The sequence below is a fragment of the Mucilaginibacter sp. P4_E8 genome (assembly GCF_056401495.1).
Window position 1 is genome coordinate 46444 of the sequence record NZ_JBFUJG010000016.1, and the last position, 22833, is coordinate 69276.

General features: G+C 43.9%; 19 protein-coding genes. 6 read left to right on the top strand and 13 right to left on the bottom strand.

Going from position 1 to position 22833, the window contains the following annotated elements:
- Nucleotides 1-44 precede the first annotated feature (44 nt).
- Nucleotides 45-1163, top strand: a complete 1119-nt coding sequence (locus AC1DRQ_RS09610) for a DUF4407 domain-containing protein (RefSeq protein WP_477423930.1) — start codon at nucleotides 45-47, stop codon at nucleotides 1161-1163.
- Between the two features lie 223 nt (nucleotides 1164-1386).
- Here AC1DRQ_RS09610 and AC1DRQ_RS09615 read toward each other — a convergent pair whose 3' ends face one another.
- The 6 genes from AC1DRQ_RS09615 to pafA form a co-directional block, all read right to left on the bottom strand.
- On the bottom strand, nucleotides 1387-1731 hold the full coding sequence (locus AC1DRQ_RS09615; RefSeq protein ID WP_477423932.1) for a four-helix bundle copper-binding protein: 345 nt from the start codon (nucleotides 1729-1731) through the stop codon (nucleotides 1387-1389).
- A 73-nt stretch (nucleotides 1732-1804) separates the two neighbouring features.
- Nucleotides 1805-2887, bottom strand: coding sequence for a GDSL-type esterase/lipase family protein (locus tag AC1DRQ_RS09620; RefSeq protein ID WP_477423934.1), 1083 nt, complete (start codon nucleotides 2885-2887; stop codon nucleotides 1805-1807).
- 160 nt (nucleotides 2888-3047) lie between these two features.
- Nucleotides 3048-4130, bottom strand: a complete 1083-nt coding sequence (locus tag AC1DRQ_RS09625) for a DUF6515 family protein (RefSeq protein WP_477423935.1) — start codon at nucleotides 4128-4130, stop codon at nucleotides 3048-3050.
- A gap of 162 nt (nucleotides 4131-4292) precedes the next feature.
- Nucleotides 4293-4865 carry a thiamine diphosphokinase gene (locus tag AC1DRQ_RS09630; RefSeq protein ID WP_477423937.1) on the bottom strand — a complete coding sequence of 191 codons (573 nt, stop codon included), beginning with the start codon at nucleotides 4863-4865 and terminating at the stop codon, nucleotides 4293-4295.
- Nucleotides 4866-5083: 218 nt separating this feature from the next.
- On the bottom strand, nucleotides 5084-5707 hold the full coding sequence (locus tag AC1DRQ_RS09635; protein WP_477423939.1) for a thiamine phosphate synthase: 624 nt from the start codon (nucleotides 5705-5707) through the stop codon (nucleotides 5084-5086).
- A gap of 134 nt (nucleotides 5708-5841) precedes the next feature.
- A complete protein-coding gene (pafA, locus tag AC1DRQ_RS09640; RefSeq protein ID WP_477423941.1) occupies nucleotides 5842-7524 on the bottom strand; it encodes an alkaline phosphatase PafA in 1683 nt (560 codons plus the stop codon).
- A 184-nt stretch (nucleotides 7525-7708) separates the two neighbouring features.
- Between pafA and dinB the strand changes: the two genes are divergently transcribed.
- Together dinB and AC1DRQ_RS09650 are read left to right on the top strand one after the other, a co-directional pair.
- Nucleotides 7709-8827, top strand: coding sequence for a DNA polymerase IV (dinB, locus tag AC1DRQ_RS09645; protein ID WP_477423943.1), 1119 nt, complete (start codon nucleotides 7709-7711; stop codon nucleotides 8825-8827).
- A gap of 316 nt (nucleotides 8828-9143) precedes the next feature.
- Nucleotides 9144-12038, top strand: coding sequence for a DEAD/DEAH box helicase (locus AC1DRQ_RS09650; protein WP_477423945.1), 2895 nt, complete (start codon nucleotides 9144-9146; stop codon nucleotides 12036-12038).
- Nucleotides 12039-12174: 136 nt separating this feature from the next.
- Here the strand turns inward: AC1DRQ_RS09650 and AC1DRQ_RS09655 are convergent, their stop codons facing one another.
- The 7 genes from AC1DRQ_RS09655 to aspS form a co-directional block, all read right to left on the bottom strand.
- The gene (locus AC1DRQ_RS09655; RefSeq protein WP_477423947.1) at nucleotides 12175-12489 is read right to left on the bottom strand and encodes a low molecular weight protein tyrosine phosphatase family protein; all 315 of its coding nucleotides are present in this window, start codon (nucleotides 12487-12489) and stop codon (nucleotides 12175-12177) included.
- 14 nt (nucleotides 12490-12503) lie between these two features.
- Nucleotides 12504-13175 carry a hypothetical protein gene (locus tag AC1DRQ_RS09660; RefSeq protein WP_477423949.1) on the bottom strand — a complete coding sequence of 224 codons (672 nt, stop codon included), beginning with the start codon at nucleotides 13173-13175 and terminating at the stop codon, nucleotides 12504-12506.
- Between the two features lie 24 nt (nucleotides 13176-13199).
- Nucleotides 13200-13715 (bottom strand): nuclear transport factor 2 family protein, encoded by a 516-nt coding sequence (locus AC1DRQ_RS09665; RefSeq protein ID WP_477423951.1) that lies wholly within the window; start codon nucleotides 13713-13715, stop codon nucleotides 13200-13202.
- 24 nt (nucleotides 13716-13739) lie between these two features.
- A complete protein-coding gene (locus AC1DRQ_RS09670) occupies nucleotides 13740-15044 on the bottom strand; it encodes an amidohydrolase (RefSeq protein WP_477423953.1) in 1305 nt (434 codons plus the stop codon).
- 159 nt (nucleotides 15045-15203) lie between these two features.
- On the bottom strand, nucleotides 15204-15692 hold the full coding sequence (locus AC1DRQ_RS09675; RefSeq protein ID WP_477423955.1) for an FKBP-type peptidyl-prolyl cis-trans isomerase: 489 nt from the start codon (nucleotides 15690-15692) through the stop codon (nucleotides 15204-15206).
- A 98-nt stretch (nucleotides 15693-15790) separates the two neighbouring features.
- On the bottom strand, nucleotides 15791-16252 hold the full coding sequence (locus AC1DRQ_RS09680; RefSeq protein ID WP_477423957.1) for an FKBP-type peptidyl-prolyl cis-trans isomerase: 462 nt from the start codon (nucleotides 16250-16252) through the stop codon (nucleotides 15791-15793).
- Nucleotides 16253-16339: 87 nt separating this feature from the next.
- On the bottom strand, nucleotides 16340-18085 hold the full coding sequence (aspS, locus tag AC1DRQ_RS09685; protein WP_477423959.1) for an aspartate--tRNA ligase: 1746 nt from the start codon (nucleotides 18083-18085) through the stop codon (nucleotides 16340-16342).
- A gap of 459 nt (nucleotides 18086-18544) precedes the next feature.
- Between aspS and AC1DRQ_RS09690 the strand changes: the two genes are divergently transcribed.
- From AC1DRQ_RS09690 to AC1DRQ_RS09700, 3 genes are all read left to right on the top strand, one after another.
- On the top strand, nucleotides 18545-21001 hold the full coding sequence (locus tag AC1DRQ_RS09690; protein ID WP_477423961.1) for a TonB-dependent receptor: 2457 nt from the start codon (nucleotides 18545-18547) through the stop codon (nucleotides 20999-21001).
- 71 nt (nucleotides 21002-21072) lie between these two features.
- On the top strand, nucleotides 21073-21669 hold the full coding sequence (gene pnuC / locus AC1DRQ_RS09695; protein WP_477423963.1) for a nicotinamide riboside transporter PnuC: 597 nt from the start codon (nucleotides 21073-21075) through the stop codon (nucleotides 21667-21669).
- 61 nt (nucleotides 21670-21730) lie between these two features.
- Entirely contained in the window at nucleotides 21731-22822 is a 1092-nt protein-coding gene (locus AC1DRQ_RS09700) for an acyl-CoA dehydrogenase family protein (RefSeq protein WP_477423965.1), read from the top strand.
- The last annotated feature ends 11 nt before the right edge of the window (nucleotides 22823-22833 follow it).

Here is a 22833-nt window from a genome sequence, read left to right on the forward strand (position 1 = left end):
TACACTATTATAACACTTATCATCACTAAAAAAGGATCATATAGATGAAAAAAATTACACGCTTTTTCTGGTTTTGTTCAGGAGCGCATATTGATACCCTAAAAAAATACCCTATTGAGCATAATAAATATGTAGGTATTGGTGCCACTATATTTTTTACCGCCTTGTTTGCTTCACTATCCGGCGGGTATGCTATGTATTTTGTTTTTAATGGCGATGCTTTTGCCGTAGGTTTTGCCATTTTGTTTGGTTTGATATGGGGAACCGCCATTTTTAACATGGACCGCTACATTGTATCGAGCATTAATAAAGAGGGCAGCACCAACCAGCAGATCATACAGGCTTCGCCGCGTATTTTGCTGGCCATTATGATAGGGATAGTTATTTCGCGACCGCTTGAACTAAAGATATTTGATAAAGAAATACGCCAGAAGTTAAAAACCTCATACCTGAAGGGCCAGCACCGCAGAATTGATACGCTCGAAAAAACCTATCAGCAAAAATATGCGATGGAGATGGGCAAAAACGGCGATCTGAAAAAGGAAAAGGACTCACTCGAAAGGGATATTAACCGCTCGCGCTACCTGCTTAACCAGGAAGTTTTTGGCGATAAAACAAACCAAACATCGGGCATTACGGGTTATGGCACCTATGCCAAGCAAAAGCAATCGGTGTTGGAAGAAAAGGAAAACCGCTTAAAGGAGGTGACGCAAAATTTAGGGCAGATGGACAATTACCTTGCTACACGAAAGGACTATGAGGGCCTGAACAGCACCCGGCTATTTACCGAGCACCAATTGGACAGCCTTTCGAGCATTGCAGGTTTCAGCGACCGTAACTGGGCGCTTGGGCAGCTTACCTACAATGAAAACGGCACGCGCGATCTGGATACATACCTGGCCATTTCGTTTATCGGGTGGCTGTTTATCCTGTTTGAGTGTTTGCCGGTATTTGTAAAGCTCATGTCACCCAAAGGGCCTTATGACGTGGCAATAGGAAAAATATCAGAGGCCAACATCCACTTTGCCGAAAAGGATAAGGAGCGTGATATAGCCGTTACCGATAATATTTACGATCACAATGTAGATACCGATATTGAACGGCGAAAAAAGATCATCACCTCACAATCTGATTATGATTTTGAGCGGCATAGCTATGAGTAAAGGGATTGGATAAAGGATACTTGCGAAGTACGAAGCAATCTCATCAGAACAAGTAACAAACTTTACTTTCGCCAATTGCATGAGGAGATTGCCTCGCTGCGCTCGCAGTGACATATTTGTTAATTGTTAAACTGAAACACGTCATGGGAATCGAGCGCAGAGGCCTCCTACCATGCTTCGACAAACTCAGCATGGCCCTATAAATTTCCAGTTATCACACCTGTTAATCCTGTGTAATAGGCTGGTGATGTTCGTGGCATGCCTCGGCACAAATGCGGCAGGCGTCGGCACATTGTTGGCAATGATCATGGTTATGTTTACCACATTCGTCGGCACAAAGGCGGCAAATTTCTTCGCATAGTACTAAGTATTGATGTGCAATTACAGAATCCCGTTGCAGCAAGCGGGCTCCTTGTGTGCATATATCGGCACAGTCTCTGTCAAGGCTGATGCAGCGGGTCATCATTTGCACATCTTCTTCCTGTAAGCAAGCGCTGGCACAGTGTTCGCAGGCCAACATACAATTCAGTAATTTCTGAATTAGCTCCTGGTGATTATGATTTTCCATAGCAGTTTATTTAAGTAATACTTAAATAACAATAGTCGCGATTTAAAAATGTTTTCTTTAATTTAAAAAGATGCTACCACCCTTTTAGCTGCTTCAGGTAGGTCGTTAGCTCGTCGGCTATAAATTCATGCTCTTTTAAATCGGGATGCGTGCCACAGCCCTGATAATATCTTTTGGAGAAAAAGTATTTATACACCTTTTTATCGCCGGTTAAATTAGCATTAGCAATAATAGCGGTAAGGTAATGCTGTAATGCTATGGATAATTTTTCGTCGGCCATGGGGCTGCTTAAACAAACTATATCCGCAGCGGGGTATTTTTGCCTTAATGTTTTAATGAATTTACTGTAGATATCGCAATAAAGGATCGAATCCTGCAAGCCATCGTTTTGACCCAGGCATACGGTAACTACATCGGGCTGATAACGTTTAAAATCCCAGGCCAGGGAATCATTGCGCAGGTAAACCTTATCAAACACCTGTGGCATGGCTACATCCATATTACAGCAGCTGTGTACCATCCCAATGCCTGATACCGAAGTAAGCTGCCATTGCGCGTTCAAATTACGGGAGGTGCGCGGCCCGTAGCTCATATAAGCATTATGCTGATCGTACCATTCGCCTTTACCGCAAGGCGTGGTTGACTGGTCCATACCTGCGCCGCTGGTCATGGAATCACCAATGTATTCAATTTTACGTGTTGGCAGGGCAGGCAGTGGTAAAAGCTTAAGGCACCTTAAACCCACAAAATCAATATACCCTATTTGCGATTCGGTGTCTTTACAGATTGTTATTGTATGTTCCCCATCGGCAAGGCCTTCGGCTACGGTGATCACATTGGTTTTACCGGTGGTTTGTATGCGATAGGGTTTGTTATTATCAACAGCAATTTCAAGGTAATTATGGCTCTTGCCATACATTACTTCGTCGTTAATAAGCAGCTGGCACTTTTTACCTTTAAAGCGGGCTTTTATATACACCCCCGGCGACCACATCCTGGGCTTTAACGGGTTTGAAAAATCAATGCGCCCTACATATTGTATGTTGGCATTATTGGCTCGGTATAATTTTAGGGAATCTTTTAAAATTGCCGCATTGGCGCTCAATGATATGGATATGAGAATGGCAAAAAGTGAACCGGGTATTATATATTTCATGATATCAGGTTAACATTACAGGGGGCAAAGTTAGCCATTTACCACCATCGGCATAAATACTTTTATAACATTTAATATTTGGGGCTATAATACTGCACAAAAACAAAACAGGCTGCCTCGGTAATGAGGCAGCCTGTTTGTATATGGATTTTAATTTTTCTTATTGTTGATCTCCGGGATCATCACTTGGGGTACCTACAATTTTGTAAGCCTTGTTCCCGTTGTTATCAGTTGTTTCCTGGTAGTAAAAACCATCGGGAGATACATAAAGCTTTTCTCCGTTGATTTTTATTTTCCGGCTATCTTCAGGCAATTGAGATACAACATCCCCCATTTGAGGAGCTTGCTGATAATCGCCATTACCACCCTGATCAGTGTTCAGTTCGCCGTCTTTACCTGCAATTACGTAAGATGCGGTTCCGTCATCTTTGGTGATAGGCTGGTAGTAAACACCGTTTGATTCATAATACTGCTCGCCATTGATCATGATAGATTGAGCATCTTTAGGAAGATTTTTAATCTCGGCACCTACCGGTGGTTCAACAACAGTATACTGGTCATTATATTGACGATAGTATAAACCATCGCTGTAGAAATATTGATAATCGCCCCAATAGAATGGGTAGTAGCCGTAAGGTAAAAATCCTATGCTAAAACCAAGTCTTGGCAAATAATATGAGTTATAATAGTTACGGTATGGGTAATAGTAGTGGCTACCAAAATAACCGCCACGACCGCCATAGGCACCTGAATAAACACGGCGTCCATATCCATAATTACCGCCTCTGTAATAAGTGCCGCGACCACCGTTGTAGGCACGTCTGTCAACACTGGCATAACCACGGGTACCGTAACCATAATTACGTGTTGCGCTTCCGCTAACCCGGCTACCACCAGGTGCTACACCTACGTTTTGCCTGTTGGCATAACCATTGGTACGTTGTGGAGCTACACTTACTCCGCTACGCGTTGCAGTTCCTGAACCATAAGTACGTTGTGGAGCAGCTACAGCTGAACGTGCACCGCCACCATTATTAAATGAAGGGCGCGAAACAGAAGCACCACTTGAAGGTCTGGAGAAACTACCACCACCGCCGCCACCGCCTGATGATCTTACGGCACCGCCGCCACCACCGCCGCCGCCGCTACCACCTCTATGCTGTGCACTGGCAGTAAAAGCTAAAGGCAAGCTCAATAGAGCACCTAAAGCAAATGAAAATAAGTTTTTATATGTCCGTTTCATGATGAAAATTTTTTAACTAATCAGCCCGATATTGTTTGCTGATATAAATACATAGACTAATAAATGTTTAAACGGTTTAACGCGTATTTAATTATATTTAACAAAAAGCACACCAACAAAATTTTTAGCTGTAAAAACAGCTTATTTATACTTTATTATGACTCAATCCAGGTCTTCGGCAATAAACAAAAACGGATGCTCAAATTGCAGGGTAAAAAAACCATCATTGGTAGTTTTATACCTGTCTGCATCTACCTTTTCTAACCCGCTGTAATTTACTTCAACGGCATCAGATAACAGCCTGATCACCTCTCCCGCGGGTTTCCACTTACTAAAGCCGGAATTAACCGCATAAATTTTTTGATGCCCCTGAAATATCACCAGGTTAATTTTACCGGCATAACCCGCAAAATCATCCAGATCCAATATATCAGTTACGATATTTACCGCCGGATAGTTGTGTGCGATCAAATATTTTAATGCTGCTCCTGTCAATGTGTCATCACCAACCGGCATCAGTTTAACATCCGACTGTGAAACCCCTCCTTCCCCGTCTGTGATCACCCAATCTACCTTAATACCAAAGGTATCCAGTTTTTCGGCAGTATGCGGAGTGGTTATTACCGTAGGGCTCCACTCCAACAGCTGACCCAGCAGCTCTTCCGAAAAATTATCAACCCCAAGAACCAGTAAAGCAGGCTCTTGTTTTTCACGTACAATGTGGTGCGAAGACATTGTTTAAAAGTAGGCAGATTAAATGAATATTTAATGAAAAATAAATATGGGATTTATACTCAATGTGATTGTGACGACATTAATACAATTTGACGGAATACTCCCCCTGCTTACAACACGTCATTGAGGAGCCTCACCCAACCCTCTCCAAAGGAGAGGGCTTTAAAATACTTTTTTGAAATCTCCCCCTTTGGGGGAGATTAGAGGGGGCTGACGACTTAATAAACCTTCCTGTAAAACTCCTTCACCATTCCTGCCGGATCAAGCGACAGATTAACAGCTCCCGATACCGCTATCCCATAAATACCCGTTTTTAATAAATGCTCCACATCCTGCAACTGTATCCCACCTACCGCTATCACCGGGATATTAACAGGCAGTTTTTCCAATTGACGGTAGCCCTCGAACCCAAGCAAGGTATAATCATTTGGCTTGGTATCGGTATGCGCAAAGGGGCCATATCCGCAGTAATCAACCACACCCAGGTTTTGTATTTTTAACAGGTCATCGGGATTTGTGGCAGATGCGCCCAATGTTTTATCTTCGCCAATCACTTTGCGTATGGTCACAAAATCAGCGTCGAAATCCTCTATATGTACACCCTGGGCGTCAACCCTATCAAGCAGGTCATAATGATTGGTAATGATCAGAGTGGCACCCCAGTCATCGCAGATCTCGGCTATTTCGTTTATTTCATCAATCAGTTCATCCTCGGGTTTGGTCATGCAACGGTATTGTACCCAATTGGCGCCCGCCCCACAAGCCATCTGCACCTGTTGTACATGACTGCGCCCCGGAAGGTCCTGCGTTAAATAATGAAATTTAGAGACGTATTTTTTCATTGTTCTCCCTGTTCTGGTGACCGTATTTTATTGAAAAAGAGACGCAAGTATGCGTCTCTGTATTAATTTGATTTAAGACCTGTTTGCGCTAATGCCAGGACTTCCCGATCCGGGCTCCACGCACCCCGCCCCTTTTATCGCTTTTCCTGAACCAACACTTCGCTGATGGTTTTACCTATATTACCGTTAGGTGCCTGTATGTGTAATAACGATGCCACAGTAGGTGCAATATCGGTCATATGTGTTTGGCGCGTAAGGCTGCCATGTTTAATGCCCCAGCCCATAAACACCAACGGAATATGTGTATCATAAGGGTTCCAGGTACCGTGTGTTGTGCCGGTAGCGCCGTGTCCAGAGAACCATCCCGGTTTTAAAATAATTTGTATAACCCCGCTATGCTCTACATTGTATCCGTTGATAATGCGGCTGCGCAGTTCTTCGGGCAGGTTTGCGGTTTGTGCCTTTTGCATATCAACCGCGAAAGCAATGGCGGGTTGTTTTTGCAGGTATTGGATGCAATCCAATTTAATAGCATCTTCGTTTAAGCCTTCTTTTTTAATGGCGGCATTACTAAAATTCACCTGGTAATTATCCATACTGATCACCAGGTTTTTTACCTTGTATTTATCTTCCAGCATCGCGTTCATTTCCTTTGCTGTTGTTGCGTCGTCCCAAAGCCCTGCCGGAATGTTATGATCCTTTAAAAAATTGGTGTTATGCGCGGCACCATGATCAGCAGTTATAAAAACCGAATAATTGCCTTTGCCCACCGTTGCATCCAGGTAGCTGAAAAAAGAAGCCAGGTCCTTGTCAAGTCTTAAATAAGTGTCTTCCACCTCCACTGAGTTTGGACCAAACTGGTGACCAACATAATCTGTTGATGAAAGGCTTACCGCTAAAAAATCGGTCACGGTGTTTTTACCCAATTGCTCACCTTCAATAGCTGCTTTAGCCAAATCAAGCGTCATGGTGTTACCAAAAGGTGTTGAACGGATCATGCCCATTCTGCCATTGTACAGTTCTGATGTTTTAACCGGCAGGGTTGGTGTAATTGTACCCGCAAATTTGCCTTCATATTTGGCGCTGTTATCGGGTGCGCTTTGCAGGTAGGTATTTATAGGGTAAAGCGGGTTCCAATCCTGTTTCAGGTATTTTTCGGGTATTTTTTGATCGTTGAATTTTTTGGCCCAGGCAGGCAGATCGGTCATATAATAAGTACTGCTTATCCAGTTGCCGCTGGCATCATCAAACCAGTATGCGGCATTGGCCGCATGGCCCGCGGGTAAAATACCGCCCCTGTCTTTCAGGGCAATACCAATTACTTTTGATCTAAAATTTGTTGCCAGCCTTAACTCGTCAGTAACGGTAGTAACCAACAAATTACGTGGTGACATTTGCCCGGCTTTTGAGGTGCTGCCAACGGCCCTTACGGTGCTATCATCAGTACAATACATGGATTTTCCGGTTGCCTGTATAATAAAATCGTTACCTGCTATACCGTGTATAGCGGGTACCGAACCAGTGTATATACAGGTGTGCCCAGCGGCTGTTACGGTTGGTATATAGTCAATATTGGTATTTTCGCAAGTGAAACCCTCATTCAATAAACGTTTAAATCCGCCGGTTTGGTAGCGGTCATAATACCTGTATAAATAATCCCAACGCATTTGATCAACCACCAGGCCAACAACCAGTTTGGGACGGGACAGTGATGTTGTATTGGAGGCTGTTTGACCGGATACGGATTTTCTTTTTTGTGCCGATACCGAAATGGTGGTAAAGGATAATGAAATAAGCAGTAGATATTTAAACTTCATTCTTATTGATTTGGAATTGCCAAATATCAACAATGGAATTAAAATGCAATATAATTTTTATGTTAATTATAGTTTATTGTTACAAAGAAGAATATTAGATGTTAAAGAGATACTTAACCCTCTCCCCCAACATCGACACTGAATAACCCTTTATAGGGTTAGAAAGCTATATTTGTTTTATCCCATGCAAAACGAGCTCACGCAAATAATTCGTAAAATCATCCATATTGATATGGATGCATTTTACGCGTCGGTTGAGCAGCGGGATAACCCGGAATACCGGGGCAAGGCTTTAGTAGTAGGTGGCTTGCCGCAGGGCCGGGGTGGCGTAGTAGCCACGGCAAGTTATGAGGCCCGTAAGTTTGGGGTCCGCTCGGCCATGTCGTCAAAAAGGGCTTTACAGCTTTGTCCAGATGCCATATTTGTGAGGCCCCGATTCGCGGCGTATAATGAGGTTTCGCAAAAGATCAGGGAGATCTTCAGTCGGTATACAGATCTGATAGAACCGCTCTCGCTGGATGAAGCTTATCTCGACGTAACCAACGATAAGCTAAACATTGGCTCGGCTATTGAAATTGCCAGGCAAATAAAACAAGCTATAAAAAATGAACTGCAGCTAACAGCATCGGCAGGGGTATCCATCAATAAATTTGTAGCCAAAATAGCATCTGATATTAATAAGCCTGATGGGTTAAAGTTTATTGGCCCATCAACCATCGAAGATTTTATGGAGCGCCTGCCCGTCGAAAAGTTTTTTGGCGTAGGTAAAGTGACTGCCCAAAAAATGAAACAAATGGGCCTGCATACCGGCGCCGATTTAAAAAAGCTTACCGAGGATGAGCTGACCCGGCATTTTGGCAAAGCCGGCAAATTTTATTACCAGATAGTACGCGGCATTGATAACCGCGAGGTACAGCCACACCGCGAAACAAAATCATTAGGGGCCGAGGATACCTTTGCCTATGACCTCACCACGCTCGAAGAAATGGAGGTCGAGCTCGACAAAATAGCGATAACGGTACACAACCGGCTGCTTAAATATGAGCTAAAGGGCCGTACGCTCACGCTCAAAGTAAAATACAGTGATTTTAAACAGATCACCCGTAACCAATCGTTCTCCACGGCTTTCAATGATCTGGAAACCATCAGTAAAACCGCCAAACAACTTATAGCCGCCACCAACCCTGAAGATGCCAGGATCAGGCTGCTGGGCATATCCCTCTCCAATTTTGGCGATATCGTACCCAAACAAAAAGAAGAAAGAGAAGCCGGTCCCGGCGACCAGCTGGCGCTGGAGTTTTAAGCCCCCTAACCCCTAAAGGGGGAATAAATTACCGCAGTCGCTCGGCTCCAGAGAAAATAAATAAGTCATGCCGAACTTGTTTCGGCATCTCATATGAATAGCGTACGATATATTGACTAACTGTCCCGTGGGGTGCCGAAACAAGTTCGGCATGACTTATTGATTGAGCTTTTAGGTAACTAAATCAACTCTTTAACCAAATTAATGCGCCTGTTAACAATTATTTAACAAAAAACTCTTTCAATTACAGCAAATTCTCATTACGTTTGAATTTTTTGTTGATGTAGCTTCAATAAATTTTTTATCTAAAAGTTTAATGCTACGCGTCGACAGTACAAAACCTTGCCAAATTATATATGCCATTGCCCGGCATGAGTACCTGTCGTATGTCATTGAACCGCACATTGTTCAGCTTAATCCTAACGGCGAATTTTCATTAACCCACCAGCGTTTATTCTCCAATACGGCTAAGGAATTTGTCCATTGCCTTGATGATACTGATATCAAGCTCATCAAAATACTGGAGGAGATGGAACAGGGCAACGTAATTAAAAGATATTATAAAAAGCCCATCCGCCCGTTTGAGTTTTTTGCGAAGATCTTTAACGAGCAACTGTTTGATACCATCCGCCCTAAAATGGAAAAGCGCATGGCCGAGGCATTAACCCTGCTATGCAATAAGCAGGTGTACCAGATGAGCAAGGAGGGTTATCCGGGCGAACGCAAGCTGCAAATAGCCACCGAACCGGCATCCGTGTTGTTCCATTTCAGGCGTAATGAAGAGGAGATCAGGTATTTCCCGACTATTAAGTACCAGGGTATGCGGATTGAGTTCATGTTCAAAAATGCCGAGATCATTTGTAACCACCCCGCCTGGATGCTGCTTGATGATACCTTGTACTACTTTGATAAGGAAATAGAGGGTAAAAAATTGCAGCCATTTTTAAACAAGCGTTTTATAGCTATCCCGCGTTCGTCAGAACAATCATACTTCGAAAAATTTGTAGCCCCGCTGATAGAAAAGCATAACGTTTATGCCGAAGGATTCACGATAAATACCGAAAAATATGATGCACAGGCAGCTTTAAAGCCTATTTATATTGAAGGCGGCACTTCGCAGCTGCAATTGTACTTTAAATATGCCGGCTATATTTTTCCTTATGGCGATGGCAGGCATGTATCTGTAAGGATGGAAAAAAACGGGGATGAATATATATTTCACCGTATTAAACGTTCCATCACCTGGGAAAAAAATAAAATGCAACAGCTGGAGCAAATGGGCCTCAGAACGGTATCAACGCTTTTCCAAAACCTGGAGGTAGATAACCATGATGAGGACGCCGATCACTCTTTCTCTGTTTTTGAATGGCTTAACCAGCACCACGACCAGCTGATAGAGCAGGATTTTGAATTGGAACAGCCCGAAGGTCAGAAACGCTATGTATTTGGCAACAGTAAAATTGACCTGGAGGTAAAGGAAAATAACGACTGGTTTGATATTCATGCCATTGTATGGTTTGGCCCATACAGCATACCTTTTATACAGCTAAAAAACCATATCCTGAACCGTAAAAAGGAATTTACCCTGCCATCGGGCGAGATAGCGGTGATCCCCGAAAAGTGGTTTTCGCAATATGGCAACTTGCTGCATTTTACCGAAGGCGGTAATGAGCTTAAATTACGCCGCCACCACATAGGCCTGGTGAATGACCTTGCCGAAGGCGAAATGGCCAACGTGACCATGACCCGCAAGCTGCAAAAGCTTACTGATTTTGAGGAGTTGGAAGAGGTTGAAATGCCGCAAAACTTTGCCGGTAATTTAAGGCCCTACCAAAAAGCCGGCTATAACTGGTTCCATTTTTTAAAGGGTTACCACTTTGGCGGCTGCCTTGCCGATGATATGGGGCTTGGTAAAACCATACAAACCCTTGCATTACTACAAAAGCATAAAGAGGATACCGAAGCCGGCGGCAGCAAAAGCACCTCATTGGTGATCATGCCTACATCGTTAATTTACAACTGGCTTAACGAGGCAAAAAAATTCACGCCGCAGCTAAAACTGATGGTGCATACCGGAACCATGCGCTATCGATCTGCCGAGGTGTTTGCCAATTACGATGTAGTGATTACCACTTATGGCATCAGCCGTATTGATATTGAAATGTTTAAGGAATACTTTTTTGATTATGTGATACTGGATGAAAGCCAGAACATTAAAAATCCGTCGTCAAAGTCGTTCCAATCGGTTAAGCAACTAAAATCACGATTTAAACTGATATTGAGCGGTACACCGGTTGAGAATTCGGTTAATGACCTTTGGACACAAATGTCGTTCATTAATCCGGGTTTACTTGGCGGGCAGCAGTTTTTTCAGAATGAGTTTGTAACACCCATTGAAAAGAAAAAGGACGAAGATAAGGCCCGTAAGCTGCAGGCCCTCATAAAGCCCTTTGTTTTGCGCCGAACCAAAGAGCAGGTGGCTACCGAGCTGCCACCAAAAACCGAGAACCTTTTCTATTGCCAGATGAGCGAGGAACAGGCATCGGTATATGAAAAAGTAAAATCAGAATACCGTAACGAACTGCTGAAAAGCCTGGAAGACGGCACCTTTGCCAAAACCCAGATACAGGTGTTGCAGGGCCTTATTAAACTGAGGCAAATTGCCAACCACCCCATCATGATTGATAAGGATTATGAAGGCGACAGCGGCAAGTTTGAAAACGTGGTGCATACCCTGGCCAATGTGCTGGATGGCGGGCATAAAGTGCTGGTGTTTTCACAGTTTGTTAAGCAGCTAACTATTTACCGCGAGTATTTTGATCAGCAAGGCGTACCCTACGTGTACCTGGATGGCAGTACCCAAAACCGCGGTGATGTGGTAAAACAATTTCAGGAAGACGAGAAAACACGGGTGTTCCTGATCTCGATCAAAGCAGGTGGCGTAGGCCTTAACCTTACCGAGGCCGACTATGTTTTCATCCTCGACCCATGGTGGAACCCGGCAGTTGAGCAACAAGCGATTGACCGTACGCACCGCATCGGCCAAACCAAGAACGTGTTTATCTATAAATTCATCACCAAAGATTCGGTAGAAGAAAAGATCCTGGCCCTACAGCAACGTAAACTTAGTCTCAGTCGCGCTCTCATCACCACCGAAGAAAGTTTTATCAAATCGCTTTCGGCTGATGATATTAAGGAGATATTGGGGTAGGGTTTTCGATGTGCAGATATGCAGATTTGAAATGTGCAGATGAAGAGAAGGCATGTCACTCTGAGCTTGTCGAGGGGTCGCGCGGAAAGGCCTGCCCCCCATGCTTCGACAGGCTCAGCATGACAGCCCCTAATTTTTACAAATAATCCCTCAACGCCTCCTTCAAAATTTCAATCAATTCCGGATCGTTAAAGTGGTAATTGTCTTCGATGTCCAGCACAATCAGTTGCTTACCGGTAATATTAAAGCGCCGTCTGAGCAGATCTCTGTGTTTGCGCTCCATTACAAATATTACATCGGCGCGATCTATTATTTTCTGACTTACACGGATGCGGGCCTTATCACTGGTGCCGGCAGATTGCGCGGTATGCTGCGGGTGGTTTTTAAACAAAAGCTCGGCCGTAGGGCTGCGCCATTGATTTTTACTGCAGATGAAAAGTAGGTTGGGCAAGGGTGAATTATTATTTAATACCCGTTCCCGGTAAATGCAGGTGCAATTTTATAAATAACGCTGGCCGCAAAAACAACAATGGATAAGTAAAATATCCGTTTACCTTGTTTCCGGTCGTTTTCATTGTAGCCGTAAACCCTTTCACCATCAGGAAGTGTTTTTTTGTAGGATGACAGGTGCCAGCCAACAAAAAGGCCTATTATACCGCCCCCCAGTGCAAATATATAGCCTATAATTATCCAGGAGGTTTGTGATGGTTCTGTTGCTTTTAATTCTTCTATCCGGCTTTTTTTCAGGTCGGCCAGGGCTTTGTCATTTATTTCAACACCTCGTCCTGTTAATATTTTACGGGCAAGCTGATAGTCAAATGAGCTCCATTCATCAGCTTTTGCCAGTATGTCCAGCAACTCTTCATCGGTAAAATCAAATAAATAATAATCCTTTTCTACCTGATTGATGTCGTCAGTTTCGTTATCATTTAACAGCTCATTTACGCGGGTAAAATCCTTGCCTTTTATCTTTACCGCGTATTCCTTTGATAGTTCATTATTTACAAAGGCTGGGTTAAATGCCACTGAACTTTCTTCCACATCATACGGAATATCATGCTGGTCCAATAATTCGGTAAGGGCGTTAGCCAGGACTATATCATTAAAACTTTTAAAGGTCAGCAGTTCGGGTTCCATATATAAGGTTAAGGATTTATACTATTACAGGCCATTTTTAGGCACCCATGCCTGGCTCTTAATAAGCCATTTGCCACTCACTATACGCAACACAAATGAAAACGCACCCTCTTCATCAAATGGTTCGCCGTTAATAGTGCCGGTATATTCAACAGGTACCACCAGGTAGGCAATTTCTTCGGTTTGCTGAAAAATCTTGATGCGCTTTACATTAACTTTAAAATCTTTTATTTTAAATTCCTTAACAGCCTTCTCAACCGAGTTTACCCACTGTACGCCGGCCAGCTGCCCATTCCATGAAAACGGCTGCTGCTCATCACTTACAACCGCATTGGGGGTATATATATCAGATACTTTCTCAATTTTAAAAGTATAGGAAGCCTGTAATACGGTATTTACAATTTCCAAAACCTCGGGTTTTATTGCTTTCAACACCTTAACGGTATCTACATTACTTACCCTTGCGGCACATGTTTTTTGTGCTGTTAATAAAGTTAAGGACAGTGCTACAAATACCACAGCTAATATATTTTTCTTCATGATATTCAGTTAATAGAATTTATGCTATTTGCTATTCATATAATCCAAAGTTAAGTTACAAAGGGCTTTTACACCTAATGTAAAACCACTTTCGTCAATATAAAAATCGGGCGTATGGTGCGATGGTGCTTTAAGTGGGTCCTGGCCTTTAGGCATTCCACCCAAAAAGAAGAACAATCCCGGAACTTTTTCCTGATAAAAGCTAAAATCTTCGGCTCCGGTAACCGGCGGGCGCAACAGCACATTTTCGGCTCCGGCGGTTCGTTGTAAACTGGACAGCATTTTTTGGGTAAGCTTAGGATCATTAAATGTAACCGGATAATGGTTACTGTAAGGTATCTTCACTTCGGCAGTGGCGCCCTGCGCCTCGGCGGTTTTGGTGGCTATTTGTTTAACCCTTTCTATCAGTGTTTTTTCATCAGCCAGGGTAAATGAGCGTAAAGTGCCCAGCATTTCAACCGACTCGGGGATGATATTGGAACGGTTGCCCCCTTTTATTGACCCTATGGTTACTACCGCGGGGTTTTGAGTTATATCAATATTACGGCTTACAATAGTTTGCAGGTTATTAATGATCTCGGCCGAAACCACGATAGGATCAACGCTCGACCAGGGGTAGGCGCCATGTGCCGAACGCCCTTTTACAATGATCTGCATATCGTTAACCCCGGCCATAGTGCCGCCAGGTCGGTAGGTGATCTTACCCACTTCTGTTTGTGAATTAATATGCAAACCAAATATAACATCAACTTTAGGGCTTTCTAATACTCCCTCTTTCACCATTTCTTCGGCCCCACCCTTCTGACCGGGCTCTACACCTTCTTCGGCTGGTTGAAAAATAAATTTTACTGTACCATGCAATTCGCTTTTCATGCTTGATAGCACCTGTGCCACCCCCATCAGGATAGCCATGTGCGAATCGTGTCCGCAGGCATGCATTACGCCAACTTCTTGTCCGTTATAGGTGGTTTTTACTTTTGATGCAAAAGGTACCGGAGTGCGTTCAATTACCGGCAGGCCATCCATATCGGCACGTAAAGCAACTACGGGGCCGGGTTTACCTCCCTTTAGTATCCCTACAACGCCTGTTGTGGCAATACCGGTTTGTACCTGTATACCTAACGACTGCAGGTGTTTGGCAATAATTGCTGATGTGCGCACTTCATGGTTCCCAAGTTCAGGGTGTTCATGAAAGTCGCGCCTCCAGGCAATGATCTGGGTTTGTAAAGCGTCGGCTTTACTGCTTACCTGTGTTTTTACCGCATCATTTTTTTGCGCGAATGCACTGAGCGAAAACAGTGAAAAAAACAAAATGTAACTTTTTTTCATACCGGCTTTTAAAACAGTTAAGATAAGAACAATACTTCAAAAATTATATGTCTTAGCTTATTAGATATTTTAATGAGAATACCAGGAACTACCTGAAATAAAACAGGCCCGGTACAATTGTACCGGGCCTGTTTTATTTCAATTAATATGTTATAACTATTATTTAAAGCTGATCAGGTCAACCGTAAATACCAATACCGAATTTGCCGGTATTTGGTCACGTACCTGATTGCCATAGCCCAGTCCCGATGGTATGATCAATAAGATCCGTCCGCCGGCTTTAATAAACGGGATACCAATTATCCAGCCGGGTATTAAACCGGATAAGGCCACCTCATTTAAAGTCTGTGAATCAAACTGATTGCCATTAAGTAGTTTGCCCGTGTAAGCACCTGTTATAATTGAATTTGCAGTTGGATTGGCACCCGTACCAGGAGTTATTATCTGATAATACAAACCCGACGCCGAATCTCTTTTTGCGGTTATACTTGGATTTGCTGCCAAATAAGCTGTAATAGCCACACTATCGGCTTTGGCTTGTATCACCGGATCAACCGGAGTAGGTTGCATTGTTTCCTGATTTGATAATTTTAGGCATGATGTTAATGTAACAACCAATAAACCTAATAGCAAAAAGTATTTTTTCATGATCATTCTTATAATCCTATAACAGATTTTACAATTAAAAACTATAGTGATGGTTTAATTTATATAAAGCTAACGCTATTTACATACAAAAGGAGCTTTTATTTAAAACTGATCAGGTCGATGTCAAACGCTAACACGGCATTTTCAGGAATAGGCCCGGCACCACTTGGTCCGTACGCTAAGTGCGGTGGTACATATAGCATGATATTGCCACCCGCTTTTACATGCGGCACACCTATTTGCCATGCCTTTACCAGATCAGACAGTGGCCTGGTAAAATCATCTCCCGAGTCATACCGTCGGCCACCAATCAGGCTGCAGGTATAGTTAACCGTAACAACAGAATTTGCAGTTGGATAAGCGCCCGTACCTTGTTTTACCACCTGGTAATATAAACCTGATGGGTCTTTAGTTGCTTTTATAGCGGGATTAGCGGCCAGATATGCCGTTATGGTAGAGTCATCGGTTTTAGCTTGCTGAGCCATTTCAACAGATGGTCCATTAGTGCAGGAAGCTATTGTAATAACAATGGCGCTCAGCAGTAAAATGTATTTCTTCATAGGGCTTTTATTAAGAAAGCTCCCTCCAGATTTCCGCGGAAGGAAGAAATTTGAAGAGAGCTTTGGGTATGCAGCGTTATAATTAATTTAAACAGTTGTTTTGATCTTAAGTTCGTTCATCTGCGTATCGGCGATGGTTGATGGCGAATCGATCATTACATCGCGGCCCGAATTATTTTTAGGGAAAGCGATCACATCGCGAATAGAATCCAACCCTGCAAAAATAGAGGCTAAACGATCAAACCCGAAAGCGATACCACCATGCGGAGGTGCGCCATATTCAAAAGCATCCATCAAAAAGCCAAATTGTTTTTGTGCTTCCTCTGGCGAAAAGCCCAGGTGCTTAAACATCAGCGATTGCAATGTACGGTCATGGATCCGGATGGAGCCACCGCCAATTTCAGTACCGTTAATCACCAGGTCATAAGCGTTAGCACGCACTGCTCCCGGATCGGTATCCAGCATAGCTATATCCTCTGGCTTTGGCGAGGTGAACGGGTGGTGCATAGCATGGTACCTGCCGGTTTCCTCATCCCACTCCAGCAGCGGAAAATCCAATACCCATAGCGGCGCGAAATTGTTTTTATCGCGCAGGCCTAAACGCGTACCCATTTCCAGGCGAAGCTCGTTCAGTTGTTTACGTACTTTGTCGGTTTGCCCGGCGAGTACCAGCATCAGGTCGCCTTTTTCAGCATTAAATGCGGCCGCCCAGTTGGTCAGTTCATCTTCGCTGTAAAATTTATCTACCGATGATTTTAAGGTGCTATCCTCGTTATAACGGCAATAGATCATGCCGGTAACGCCAATTTGCGGGCGTTTTAACCATTCGGTAAGTTCGTCAATTTGTTTACGGGTATAACTGGCGCAGCCTTTGGCATTGATACCTACCACCAGTTCGGCATTGTCAAAAATGCTAAATCCTTTACCCTTTACAATATCATTCAGCTCCACAAACTCCATCCCGAAACGCACGTCAGGTTTGTCAGAACCATACAGGCGCATGGCATCGGCATATTGCATCCGCGGGAAAGCGCCCAGGTCAATACCTTTTACAGTTTTGAACAGGTGTTGCGTAAGGCCTTCAAAAATATTTAAAATATCTTCCTGGGTAATGAATGACAATTCGCAGTCGATCTGGGTAAACTCCGGCTGACGATCAGCTCRTAAATCCTCATCCCTGAAACATTTAACGATCTGGAAATAACGGTCGAAACCGCTCACCATCAACAATTGTTTAAATGTTTGCGGCGATTGCGGCAGAGCGTAAAACTCACCGGGATTCATGCGGCTTGGCACCACAAAATCGCGCGCGCCTTCCGGGGTCGATTTAATGAGTACCGGGGTTTCCACCTCAATAAAGTTAAGCGCATCCAAATATTTGCGTACCTCCTGGGCCATTTTATGACGTAAAATCAGGTTATTGCGTATAGGTGCACGGCGCAGGTCGAGATAACGGTATTTGGCCCGCAGCTCCTCGCCGCCATCGGTATCATCTTCTATTTGAAAAGGAGGGGTTTTAGCAGCATTCAGTATTTCTATATCTTTAACGGCAATTTCAACTTCGCCGGTTGGTATTTTAAGGTTTTTGTTAGAGCGCTCAAGCACCTTTCCGGTAACTTTTATCACAAATTCACGACCCAGTTCGCGGCTTTTTTCGCGCAGGGAGGCATCGGTATCGGTATTGAATACCAATTGGGTTAAACCATAACGGTCGCGCACATCAATAAATGTGGTGCCGCCCAAATCGCGTGATTTTTGTACCCAGCCGCATAAAGTAACGGTTTGACCTAAGTTGCTGATATTTAATTCGCCGCAGGTATGAGTTCTAAGCATAGCAATAGTTTAATAAAAGTTTGCAAAAGTACATTTTTGAGGTGAAAGCCGAAAGGTAAAAGGAGAAAGGTTTTATGCCATTGTTTAAAGTCTGCAATAAAACACCCGCAACGAATAAGCCGCTCTTATCCTCGTAAAGCAAACAATTGTGGAAAATTCAGAATCAAATCCTATCTTTGCAGCATAATTCTCAAGGGGTGCCTTGCTTTGGGTTCAAAAACAAATTGTTTTTACCAAACTGAAAGACAGGCTGAGATCAAACCCATGCCCCCCGCCCCCCTGAAGGGGAGTTAATAGTCCTGAAGATTTTTTCTTTAAGCTATACACTCCCCCTTTAGGGGGCCGGGGGGCTGCACCTGATCCGGGTAATGCCGGCGTAGGGAGAGGTAACCAGGTTAAGTGTACTGCACGTTCACCCTGATGGGCAGATGGTTTAACTATTTTAGTTTATTCATTATTTTGAAAATTTTATTTGTGGCGATCACCGCCCTGCTGCTGCCTGTCATGGCATCGGCCCAGCTTTCTATCACGGGAAAGATCACTAACGCATCTGGCGAGGCACTGCCCGGGGCTTCCGTTTCTATTGTAACCCCAGCCATGAGCGCTGTTGCTGATGCATCGGGAAAATATAGTTTTACAGATCTTAAGGCAGGCAATTATTTGCTTAAAGCCACTTACATCGGCTACCAGGCCATCACTAAAAACGTAACTTTAAGGGCCAACGAGGTTATTAACCTAACCCTAAACAACGGTACGCTTACCGCCGAGGAGGTAACCATAAGCTCCACCCGGGCAAGCAAAAACTCACCAACAGCTTATACCAACCTGAGTAAAAAGGATCTGGCCAAAAACAACTTTGGGCAGGATCTGCCGTATTTGTTAAATCAAACACCATCTGTGGTGGTTAGTTCAGATGCGGGCGCAGGTATTGGCTATACCGGTATCCGCATCCGTGGTTCTGATGCTACACGGGTAAACGTTACCATTAACGGCATCCCTTATAACGATTCGGAAAGCCAGGGCTCTTATTTTGTTGACCTCCCCGATATTGCTTCGTCTGTTGATAATATCCAGATTCAGCGTGGGGTAGGTACATCAACCAATGGCGCGGGCGCTTTTGGGGGTAGTATCAATATACAAACCACCACCCGCCGCGATACGGCTTATGCCGATATTAATACCTCGGCCGGCTCCTATGGCTCTATCAAAAACACGGTGAGCGCGGGTACCGGTTTGCTTGACGGGCATTTTAGTTTGGATGGCCGTTTATCGCGTATCCATTCTGACGGTTATATCGACAGGGCGTCATCAAACCTGAAATCATTTTTTGTAAGCGGTGCATGGTATGGTAAAAACAGCACTTTAAGGGCAAATGTATTTTCGGGCTATGAGCGTACTTACCAGGCCTGGAACGGTGTGCCTGATTATGTGATAGGTGACAATATCCGTTCAGACAACCGCACTTATAACGAACTGGGATTGATAAATGCCGATGGGTCGTTTTACAAAGATCAGGTTGATAACTATACCCAAAACCATTACCAGCTACTATACGATCAAAAAATATCAGATAAGCTATCCTTTAGCGGGGCTTTGCATTATACCAAAGGCAAAGGTTATTATGAGGAGTTCAGGAATGCCGATTCTTTAAAAAACTATGGTTTGACACCTGTTGTGATTGGCGGCTCCACCATCAGTGCTACCGATCTGGTGCGCCGTCTTTGGCTTGATAACGATTTTTATGGCGTTACCTATGCCCTCAAATATCAGCCACAAACCAACCTGAACATGACTTTGGGCGGCGCTTATAACCAATACTCGGGCGCGCATTATGGCAACGTTATTTACACTAAGGAAAGCGCAGGTATCGGTCCGGATTATGAATACTACCGCGACAATGCCAAGAAGAATGATTTTAACATTTTTTACCGTGCCGAATGGCATCTTAGTCAGTTTTTGTTATATGCCGATGTGCAATACCGCCACATTTATTATTCCTTTTTTGGGATAGACAAGAACCTGAATAATGCCCAACAAACCGCCGAACTCAACTTTTTTAATCCTAAAGCCGGTATTACCTATCAGTTTAACGAGCACAGCAATGTGTATGCCTCATTCGCGGTAGGTAATCACGAGCCCAACCGGGATGATTATGTAGATTCGCCGCCGCAAAACCGGCCAAAATCAGAAAACCTGAAAGATTTTGAAGCCGGTTACCGCACCAGCAGCGCTGTTTTTACAGGGGGCATCAACGCCTTTTATATGCTGTACAAAAACCAGCTGATATTAACAGGGGCGCTTAATGATGTGGGCTCGCCTATACGTACCAATGTAAAAGACAGCTACCGGGCCGGTGTGGAGCTTGATGGCAAAGTAAAAATTACCAGTCAACTAAACTGGGGCTTAACAGTCACTTTAAGTACCAACAAGATCAAAAATTACCAGCAGTTCTTCTCTAATTATGATGATGGCACATTGGTGGGGGAAAGCTTCAAAAAAACAGACATCGCCTTTTCGCCGTCGTTCACCGGTTCAAGTGTAATAAGCTACAGTCCTGTTAAAGGCGGCGAAATTGCCTTTATTAGCAAATACATCAGCAAGCAATATATTGATAATACCATGAATCAAAACCCTGAGGGTTTTGGTATAGCCCCCGAAAACGCGGATAACCCTTATGCGGTGAACCGTTACCTGAAAGGTTATTTTGTGAGCGACGTGAGGCTCAGATATAACTTCAGCGTACGGTCGGTAAAAAATATTGGTTTGGGTTTACAAGTGAACAACATCTTCAGTAAGAAATATGAAGCCAATGGTGCTACCTACCCTGATATTGAAGGCGGTCACGTGGTGAACTATAACTACTTTTTCCCGCAGGCGCCACGCAATTTTATGGCATCGTTAAGTCTTAGTTTTTAAAATGAACACTAATTGTTACGAATAGAAACGAATTTCACGAATTGATCATGCATAGCCTTATATCGCTTTTCATGGAACAAATAAAGGAAACTACCTGGGTGCAGTGGCTTGCTGTTGCCCTGGGTGTTGCCGAAGTACTGCTGGCGCGAAGCAATAATATATGGCTTTATCCTACAGGCATCGCGGCTACTTTATTGTCTATTTTATTGCTGATGGAAGTGCAGTTATATGCCGAGTCGGCTTTGAATGTTTATTATGTGGTGATGAGTATTTACGGCTGGGTGCACTGGATAAGAAGACAGGACGCGCCGCCGGTTAAGATCACTTACTCCAATAAAAACGAATGGCTGATAAGTTTGGCCATATCATTGGGTGGCTGGGCAGTGTTGTATATACTGCTTAAAAACTTTACACCATCAAACGTGCCCGTTTGGGATGCGTTTGTATCATCAACAGCCTGGGCGGGCATGTGGCTGCTGGCTCGCAGAAAAATGGAGAACTGGGTATTTTTGAATATATCTAACCTGTTTGCTATCCCCCTGTTGTTCTATAAAAAGCTGCCCATGTTTGCCGTGTTAACCGTATTTTTATTTATAGTAGCCATCTTTGGCTATTTTGAATGGAGGAGGCAAGCCGAAAGTCCAAAGCTTAAAGCCGAAAGCCTTTAGTGTTAAAATGAAAAGAAAGCTTTAAGCCTTCTGCTTTGGGCTTTTAGCTAAAAAACAACTAATGATCAACCATCCATCATATCACCTAAAGCCCGAGTGGGTAAAAATCATCCGCGATGCAGCGCCGGATGCCGAAAAGGCAGGTATGTTGCACCCCGATCAATTGGAGCTGATCTATGAGCAGGGGTGGTTTAAATTCCTCGTACCTAAGGTTTATTCGGGTTTGCAGCTGACATTGCCCGATATGGTAAGGCTGGAAGAGAGTTTGGCCTGGGCCAATGGCAGCGTGGGTTGGGTAGTAACGCTGTGCAGCGGAGCAGGCTGGTTTGGTGGTTTTTTATCACCAAAAATTGCGCAGAAACTTTTGAGCAACCCACTTTTATGCCTTGCGGGTAGCGGTGCATCAACCGGTACGGCAACTATTACCGATAATGGATACATCATCAACGGCAGCTGGAAATATGCCAGTGGTGTGCATCATGCCACGCATTTAACCGCCAACTGCATTATTAAACAGGGTGTAGAAACCGTTTTGGATGAGGATGGCAACCCGCTGATATTACCCTTTATATTTGATAGAAAAGATGTAACGCTTTTGCCTGCCTGGAAATTTATAGGCATGATGGGCACAGGCAGCGATGCTTACGAAGTGACTAACCTTTTTGTTGAGAAGGACCGCTGTTTCAAAATTGACCCCAAGCATGCGGTAATCTGCGAGCCCTTATACCAATACCCTTTTTTACAGCTGGCCGAAGCTACGCTCGCGGCAAATATATCAGGTCTCGCTGTTCATTTTATTGACCTGTGCGGGCCTGTCTTTGATGAAAAAATAAATGGCGAAAAGCTGAGCTCATCTCAAAAAACAATCATCAAACAAACGCTGGAGAACCTGACCAATAAGCTGAACAATGTTCGCCAAGCGTTTTACGCGGCAGTTGATGCGTCCTGGCAGGGAAGCCTGGCCGGTAAAGCAACGCATCTGGAACAGGTAAGTGCAAACAGCCGTAAGCTGGCAAAAACAGCGCGTGAATGTGTAGATGAACTATATCCATATTGCGGGCTGCAGGCCGCTAACCCCGATGCCGAGATAAACCAGGTATGGCGCGATCTGCATACCGCCAGTCAGCATTCGTTACTGACATTTGAGCGCTGATTTCCTAATAC